This is a genomic window from Promicromonospora citrea (assembly GCF_013004695.1).
Lineage (GTDB): Bacteria > Actinomycetota > Actinomycetes > Actinomycetales > Cellulomonadaceae > Promicromonospora > Promicromonospora citrea.
Window position 1 is genome coordinate 20,439 of sequence record NZ_JABEMG010000056.1, and the last position, 8,166, is coordinate 28,604.

The following is an 8,166-nucleotide window of genomic DNA, read 5'->3' on the forward strand; positions in this document are numbered from 1 at the left end:
TCAAGATACTCGACGTCGAGGAGTTGTCATGGCCGACTGGAACCCCGGTGCCTACCTGCAGTACACCGACGAGCGCTCGCGCCCCTTCGGCGAGCTCGTCGCGCGCGTGCCCGGCACGCCTGCGACCGTCGTCGACCTGGGGTGCGGGCCGGGCCACCTCACCGCGGTGCTCCGCGCGCGCTGGCCGGAGGCCCGCGTCACGGGCGTCGACTCCTCCCCCGCCATGATCGAGCAGGCCCGCGCCTCCGACCCCGGCACCGAGTACGTGCTCGCCGACCTGGCGACCGACCGGCACACCGCCGACGTCGTGACCAGCAACGCCGCCCTCCAGTGGGTCCCCGGCCACCGCGACCTGCTGCCCGCGCTCGCCGACCGCGCCGCCCGGACGTTCGCCTTCCAGGTGCCCGGCAACCACGACGCGCCCAGCCACCTGCTCCTGCGGGAGGTCGCAGCCCGCGCCCCGTACGCCGAGGTGGTCGGCGCGGTCGAGCGGCGCGCCACCGCGGACCCCGACGAGTACCTGGAGATCCTGGCCCGGCCCGGCTGGACCGTCGACGCCTGGGAGACGACCTACACCCACGTGCTCCAGGGACCCGACCCGGTGCTGCGGTGGATCTCCGCCACCGGAGCCCAGCCCGTGCTGCACGCCCTCGAGGCGGCCGACCCCGCGCTCCGCGCCCGGTTCGAGGCCGAGTACGGCGCCGCGCTGCGCGAGGCCTACCCCGAGCGACCGTACGGCACCCCGCTCGCGTTCCGCCGCGTCTTCGCGGTAGCCACCCGAACCCCGTAACCCCGCCGAGGTAGTCACCTGGCGAGGTAGTCATCTGGCGAGGTAGTCATCCGGCGCGGGCGAGGCGACGCCTCCTACGCCTCGCCGCCCGCGAGGCTGATGACCGTCTTGACCTCGTCGCGGCCCGCGCCCTCCGGCTGCTCCCCGAACGCCTCCAGGGCGTCCTCGAGCGGCAGCCGGCGGGTCACGACGCGGTCGAGCCAGCCGGAGTCCGCCCGTGCCAGCGCGTCCGCCGCCGCCCGGTAGTGGTCGAGGTTCGCGTTCACCGTGCCGATCACCGCGTCGTTCTCCAGCACGATGTCGCGGTTCATCGCTCCGACGTCGAACGAGATCCTGCGCCCCGCCGAGGTCACCCCCGTGAGGCACGTGACGCCGTACGACCGCGTCGCCGACAGCGCGTCCAGCACGACCTGCGCCGCCCCGGTCGCCTCGATGACGATGTCCGGGCGCACCGTCTCGGCCACCTCGGGCACCGGGTCCGCGTGGTACACCGCGCCCAGGTCCTCGACCAGCCCCGGCTTCGGCCCGTCCGCCACCCGGTCGAGCACGTGCACCTCCAGGCCGCGCTGGACGCCGAGCAGCGCCGCCAGCAGCCCGATCGGCCCCGCACCGGTCACGAGCGCGACCTTCGGCTCGAACCAGGCGCGCTCCCCCACGCGCTGCACCTGCTCCCACGCCTTCGCCACCACGGTGGCCGGCTCGAGCAGCATGCCGACGTCCTGCAGCGACGGCTCCAGGCGCACCGCGTACTCGGCCTCGACCGTCCACCGCTCGGACGCGAAGCCGTCCAGCTCCTTGATGCCGCGCTCGGTGTACCTCCCGTTGCGGCACATGTCGAACTGCCCCCGCGCGCACGCCCCGCACGGCTCCGGGTCCGGCCGGCGCACCACGCCCACGACGAGGTCGCCCGGTTCGAACCCCGAGTCCTCCGGCGCCGTGCGCACCCGCCCCAGCGACTCGTGCCCCAGCACGAGGCGCTCCCGGCCGGGCGGGGCCCAGCCGTACTCGCCCGCGGCGATCTCACGGTCCGTGCCGCACACGCCGACGGCGAGACCGTCGACCAGCAGCTCGCCGGCTCCCGGTTCGGGCTCGTCGACGTCGGTGACGGCGAGCGTCTCCGGCTGCCCGGGGACGAGGGTCAGTGCACGCATCGGTCCGTCTCCTTCATCGGTGGGTCGCCCCGGTCCCGGCCACGCCGGCCTCCTCGTCGCGCACCGTGACGCCGCGGCCCAGCCGCAGGGCGCTGTTGACGAGGCCCAGGTGGCTGAACGCCTGCGGGGTGTTGCCGAGGTGGGCTCCGGTGCGCGGGTCGTACTCCTCGCTGAGCAGCCCGAGGTCGTTGGTCAGGGAGACCAGGCGCTCGAACAGCGCGACCGCCTCGTCGCGGCGCCCGATGCCGTGCAGCGCGTCGACCAGCCAGAAGCTGCACACGAGGAACGTCGACTCCTCGCCGGGCAGGCCGTCCACGCGGTCGTCGGCCGCGGTGCGGTAGCGCAGCAGCAGGCCGTCGTGGCTCAGCTCGCGCTGCACCGCCTCCACGGTGCCGACCACGCGCGGGTCGTCCCAGGGCAGGAAGCCGACCTGCCCGATGAGCAGCAGCGCGGCGTCGAGCCCCTCCGAGCCGTAGAACTGGGTGAAGGTGTTGCGCGCCGGGTCGAACCCCCGCGCGCACACGTCCGCGTGGATGCGGTCGCGCACGGCCCGCCACCGCTCGACGGGCTCGCCCTCGAGCCCGCCCTCCTCGACGGCGCGCACGGCGCGGTCGAAGCCCGCCCACGCCATGACCCGGGAGTGCACGAACGCCCGGCGCGGCCCGCGCACCTCCCACAGGCCGTTGTCGAGGTCGTCCCAGTGCTTCTCGAGATGGTCGAGCAGCGCCTTCTGCAGCTCCCACGCCTCGGCGTCCGACTCCAGGCCCGCCTCGCGCGCCAGGTGCAGGGCCTCGAGCACCTCGCCCCACACGTCGAGCTGGAGCTGGTCGACGGCGCCGTTGCCGATGCGCACGGGGGCCGATCCCGCGAAGCCGGGCAGCCAGTCGATGGTGTACTCCGGCAGGCGTCGGCGGCCGTCGAGCCCGTACATGATCTGCAGGTCGGCCGGGTCGCCTGCCACCGCGCGCAGCAGCCACGCCCGCCAGGCGCGCGCCTCCTCGACGAAGCCGGTGCCCACGAGCGCCTGCAGCGTGAAGGCCGCGTCGCGCAGCCAGCAGTAGCGGTAGTCCCAGTTCCGGGAGCCGCCGATCTCCTCGGGCAGCGACGTCGTCGCGGCGGCGGCGATCGCGCCCGTCGGGGCGAACGTCAGGGCCTTGAGGGTGACGAGCGAGCGGTGCACGGCGTCGGCCCACGGGCCGTCGTAGGTCGAGCGGCCGATCCAGGAGCGCCAGAACTCCTCGGTCTCGCGCAGTGCGGCGGTCGCCGTCACGGGCGGCTTCGTGGCCAGGTGCGACGCGTGGTAGGTCAGCACGAACGGCACCCGCTCGCCCGGCCCGACCGTGAAGTCGGCCCGGAGCACCGACCCCTCGGCGACTCCGTCGTGCGTCAGCGCGACCCCCGCGTCGAGGCGCACGGAGTCCGGGCCCGCCACGGCGCGCAGCGCACCCGCCTCCTCGGTCACCCACGGCACCACGTTGCCGTAGTCGAACCGCAGCCGGATCTCCGTGCTCATCGGCACGCGGCCCCGCACACCCTCGACGATGCGCACGAGGTCCGCCTGGTCGCCACGCGGCGGCATGAGGTCGATGACGCGCACCCGCCCCTGCGGCACGTCCCACTCGGACTCCAGGACGAGCGTGCCGTCCCGGTAGCGCCGCCGCGTGCAGTCGCCGCCCTCCGCGGGCCCGAGCCGCCACGTGCCGTGGCTCTCGTCCCCGAGGAGAGCGGCGAAGCAGGCCGGTGAGTCGAACCGCGGCAGGCACATCCAGTCGACCGCGCCGTCGCGCCCGACCAGCGCGGCGGTCTGCAGGTCGCCGACGATCCCGTAGTCCTCGATCCGACGCGTCATCGACCCCACACTAGGGGCGGGCATGCGCCCTCACCAGGCGAGGAACACACCGGTCGATGCGAACCGATGGGGCGCGCGCCCGGCTCGAGCCTCAGAACGACGACGCGTCGGCCGCGTACACCCACCGGTAGCCGGGGTACTCGCCGAGCGACCACAGGTAGTCACGCGTCGGGTCGTAGGACAGGTCCTCCGCACCGACCGTGAGGGCGTCGCCGTGCCGCACCAGCGAGCCCGACGGCGCCACGAACGTGTGCAGGTCACCGTCCGAGCTCGGGTCCGAGTGGTTCGAGCCGTCGCTCTGGGAGAAGAAGAACTCGCCGTCGATCGCCGTCGACCCCTGCACGCTCTCCAGGTCCGTGCGGTAGGCCTCCGTCGCCTTGACCACGCCGTCCGACGCCGGCTCGAGCAGCCGGTCCGTGTAGTCGATCGGCACCCGGATCGTGCGCACCTGAGCACCCTCGGCCAGGTCGTCCTTGCTGCGGTACTCGCTGACCACCACCGAGTCGGGCGTCGACGTGCGGTCGAGCGACACCGACGAGTGCTGCAGCTGCGCGTACTCGCCCACGGTCGAGTCGGTGAACTTCGCCGTCTGCGGCAGCACGTACTTGTAGTCGAACGCGTGGTACGACCCGTCCGCCTGCCGGCCGATCCTCGAGGCGTCCCCCGTGGACACCCGCCACAGGCGGTCCAGGTCGAACACACGGAATCCGCCCGTGGTGTCCGCGACGTACAGCAGGTTGCCGTACCACATGATGCCGCCCGCGTGGATGTCGACCGGCTTGTACGACGGCGCGCTCGTGGTCCCGCTCGGCTCGACGAGCAGCAGGTGCCGGTACGGCGGCGCGGACGCGCTCGCCGACAGGTTCGACACGCTGAGGCGGACGCCCTTGTCGATGCCGTCGTCCGCGTGGTCGTACCAGCTCACGAGGTTGAGGCGCTTGCCGTCCCACGTGCCTGCGCCGAGGGCGTCGGAGCTGGTCGTGATGCCCTGCGGGTACCAGGCGCTCGTGGTCCGGTCGCCCTCGTTCCAGCAGTAGTAGGCCGTGCGGTGGGTCACCGACGGCGCGTCGGGGCACGACGGCGTGCGGTTCGCGTCGTCGGCCACGGCCCCGAGGGTCACGTTCGGCAGGGCCGCGTCCAGCGCCGAGAGGAGGCCCGACGACGTGCGCGACAGCGTGTACCGGAAGTTGCTCGCGGTGAGCGGCGTGACCGCGGCGAGGGACGGGTCCGCGGCGCTCTGCCCGGAGTCCGCCGGTTCGAGCGGGGCCGAGCTCGCGGTGGCCGGGACGGCCGCGGCGAGCAGGGCGGCGAGCCCCAGGCTCGCGGCGAGGGTGCGGCGACGGCGGTGGCGCATGGTGGGTCTCCTTGTCACGTACGAGGGGACTGCTCCTGCGTTTCCACCGTACGGACGCCGGGTGAAACCGGCCACGAATTCAGGCGTCCGTCAGGTGATGACAGCGTTGACAGGTCGGTGCCCGGGTCATACGTTCCGTCTGGCGGGGCGCCGTGCCACGCCGCGTACTCGACCAGCAGATGCGAAGCGGGTGGATCGATGAAGCTCCGATACCTTGCACGTGCCCTGATCACAGGTTTCGCCGCGATGGCCGTCGCCGTCGGCGGCGGCACCTCGGCCGGCGCCGCGAAGGCGCGGCACGCCGACACGTGGTCGACGTCCTGGACCCAGTCCCAGCAGCGGGCGTCCGGGCTGGGACCCGAGACGTTCGAGAACCGGTCGGTCCGGATCGTGACCCGGGTGACGCAGGGCGGCAAGGCGCTGCGCGTGCGCCTCCAGAACCAGTTCGGCACCGCCCCGCTCGTCGTCGACCGGACGACGGCGGGGCTGAGCGCCGGTGGCGCCGCCGTCCGGCCGGAGAGCCTGCGCACCGTGACGTTCGGCGGATCGGGCACGGTGTCGATCCCTGCGGGCGGCGAGGTCTGGAGCGACCCGGTGAACCTGGCCACCTCCGACCTGGCCGACGTCGCCGTGAGCTTCTACCTCGCGGGCCCCACCCGGATGATGCTGCACGACCTCGCCGGACGCACCAACTACTTCTCGGCACCCGGCGGCGGCGACACCACGGGTGACGCCTCGGGCGCGGGCTTCCCCGACACGCACGGCTGGACCTACCTGGTCAGCGCGGTGGACGTGCTGCACGACACGGGTGCGGGCACGGTGGTCGCGTACGGCAGCTCCGTGGTCGACGGCGTGGGCGGTGACAGCTGCGGGCCGGGCTGCCCGCCGCCCGCCGTCTTCCAGCGCTGGACCGACACCCTCGCCCAGCGGGTCGCGGACGAGCTGCCGCCGCACCGCCAGTTCGCGGTCGTCAACGAGGGCATCTCCGGCACCACGGCCTCCCCCGCCTGCGCCGGAGACGGCAACGACGGCGTCTCCCGCCTGGAGCGCGACGTGCTCGCGCTGCACGACGTGCGCGCGGTCATCTACTACTACGGCACCAACGACATCGCGAACAACTGCACCGGCGAGACGATCATCGCCGCGTACCGGGACACGTTCGCGCGCCTGCGCGCCGCGGGCATCAAGGTGTTCGTCACGCCGATCACGCCCCGCCCCGGCTACACCGACCAGCAGAACGCGCACCGTGCCACGGTCAACGCCTTCGTCCGACAGGGCAACAGCTGCTCGGGCACGTGCGACGGCGTGCTCGACTTCGACGCGGTGCTGCGCGACCCGGCGAACCACGACTCGATCTACCCGCCGTACGACACCGGCGACGGCGTGCACGCCAACATCGCCGGCCAGACGGCGATCGCCCGGTCGATCCCGCTCGGCCTCCTGGCGAACGCGGCACGAGGACCGCGGTGAGTCGCTGAGCCGACGCGCCCGCCGTGGCGTGTGCTCAGCGTCCGGTGAGCGCCTCGGCCATCGGGTCGTCGCTCCCGGCCGGCAGCACGCGCAGACGTCGTGCGGTGGCCTGCGTCCCCTCGGCCGCGGCCCGGGCCGCGCGCTCCCTCAGCGACGCCGGTGTGTCGTCCGAGGCCCGCAGGAACCAGCCGGAGCACGCGTCGAGCTCGCCGGCGGCGATGGCGTTCACGACGTCGGTGACGCGCTCGACCGGCGTCCACTCCGTGCGGCCCTGGTGCAGCGTCATGCCGGTCGACATGTCCGTGCGCACCACGCCGGGCGCGAGCTCGAAGACCCGCAGGCCGTGCTCGAACCCTTCGTCGTGCAGCGCGGTGCCCAGCCGGAGCAGCGCGGTCTTGCTCGCGTTGTACGCGGAGCTGCCGCCGCGCATCTCGTGCGAGCTGGCCCCGGAGGCCAGGTCGATGACGCGCCCGCCGCCCCGGGCGATCATGCCCGGCACCACGTGGCGGTCGAACAGGAACGGCCCGCGCACGTTGGTCTCGAACACCGACCACCACTCGTCCGGGTCGGCCTCCCACAGGGCGTGCTCGGACTCGAGGGCGCCCGCGTTGTTCACCAGGAGGTCGATCGCGCCGAGGCCGGCCTCGGCCTGGGCCACCGCCGCCCGGACGGCGTCGGGGTCGGTGACGTCGGCGGTCAGCTCGACGGCGGTGACGCCCTCGGCGCGGACGGCCTCCGCCACGGCGCGGACGAGCTCGGCGTCCCGCGCGAGCAGGGCGACGTGCACCCCTGCCCGCGCGAGCCCGAGCGCGATCTCCCGGCCGATGCCGCGCGACGCGCCCGTGACGAGCGCGGTCCGCGCGGGCGGGACGGGCGCGCCGCCCGGCTCCGCGACGGCGTCAGCCACGGAGCACCGCCTCGACCTTGAGCGCCGCCGACTCCACGACCGCGTCGCGCACCGCGCGGACGTCGTCCGCCGTGAGGGTGCGGTCGGCGGCCCGCAGGCGGAGCGAGTACGCGAGGGACTTGCGCCCCTCGCCCACCTGTTCGCCCGTGAACACGTCGAACAGCGTGACGTCCTCGAGCAGGTCGCCCGCACCCGCCTCGATCGCGGCGCGGACCGCCTCGGCCGGCACGTCGTCGGCGACGACGAAGGCGAAGTCCTCCTTGGCCGCGGGGAAGGCGGAGACCGGTGTCGCGGCGACCGGCTCGCCCGAGGCCGCACCGATGAGGACGGTCAGGTCGACCTCGAACGCCGCCGCGCGGGCCGGCAGCCCGAGCCCTTCGACGACCTTGGGGTGCAGCTCGCCCGCGTGACCCACGACCGTGCCGTCGGCGAGCTCGAGACGCGCGCACCGGCCCGGGTGCCACGGCATCCGCTCGGTGTCCGGCACAGTGACGACCTCGGCCCCGGCACGCTCGGCCACCAGCCGGGCCGCCGCGAGGGCGTCCTCCCAGCCGGCCGCACGCCCGGCACCCCACCAGCCGGCGAGCTCGCGCCTGCCGGTCAGCACGCCCGCCACGAGCCGGGGCTGGTGCGGCACGGCCGCGG

Annotated in this window: 7 protein-coding genes; 2 read left to right on the forward strand and 5 right to left on the reverse strand. The window is 74.2% G+C overall.

What is annotated here, in order from left to right; translation table 11 throughout:
- The first annotated feature begins 28 nt into the window (after positions 1-28).
- Positions 29-790: a methyltransferase domain-containing protein gene (locus tag HLB15_RS12345; protein ID WP_171106068.1), complete on the forward strand. Its 762-nt coding sequence runs from the start codon at positions 29-31 to the stop codon at positions 788-790.
- Positions 791-864: 74 nt separating this feature from the next.
- Here the strand turns inward: HLB15_RS12345 and HLB15_RS12350 are convergent, their stop codons facing one another.
- The 3 genes from HLB15_RS12350 to HLB15_RS12360 all read right to left on the reverse strand — a co-directional run bounded on the left by HLB15_RS12350 (position 865) and on the right by HLB15_RS12360 (position 5,144).
- Entirely contained in the window at positions 865-1,941 is a 1,077-nt protein-coding gene (locus HLB15_RS12350; protein WP_171106070.1) for a glucose 1-dehydrogenase, read from the reverse strand.
- 13 nt (positions 1,942-1,954) lie between these two features.
- On the reverse strand, positions 1,955-3,790 hold the full coding sequence (locus HLB15_RS12355) for a glycoside hydrolase family 15 protein (RefSeq protein WP_171106072.1): 1,836 nt from the start codon (positions 3,788-3,790) through the stop codon (positions 1,955-1,957).
- Positions 3,791-3,881: 91 nt separating this feature from the next.
- Positions 3,882-5,144 (reverse strand): hypothetical protein, encoded by a 1,263-nt coding sequence (locus HLB15_RS12360; RefSeq protein WP_171106074.1) that lies wholly within the window; start codon positions 5,142-5,144, stop codon positions 3,882-3,884.
- 246 nt (positions 5,145-5,390) lie between these two features.
- Between HLB15_RS12360 and HLB15_RS12365 the strand changes: the two genes are divergently transcribed.
- On the forward strand, positions 5,391-6,614 hold the full coding sequence (locus HLB15_RS12365) for a GDSL-type esterase/lipase family protein (RefSeq protein ID WP_171106076.1): 1,224 nt from the start codon (positions 5,391-5,393) through the stop codon (positions 6,612-6,614).
- 34 nt (positions 6,615-6,648) lie between these two features.
- Here HLB15_RS12365 and HLB15_RS12370 read toward each other — a convergent pair whose 3' ends face one another.
- A complete protein-coding gene (locus tag HLB15_RS12370) occupies positions 6,649-7,521 on the reverse strand; it encodes an SDR family NAD(P)-dependent oxidoreductase (protein WP_171106077.1) in 873 nt (290 codons plus the stop codon).
- Positions 7,514-8,166: phenylalanine--tRNA ligase subunit beta-related protein (locus HLB15_RS12375; RefSeq protein WP_446500409.1), on the reverse strand; the 653-nt coding region annotated here is incomplete at its 5' end. The genes HLB15_RS12375 and HLB15_RS12370, both read right to left, overlap by 8 nt.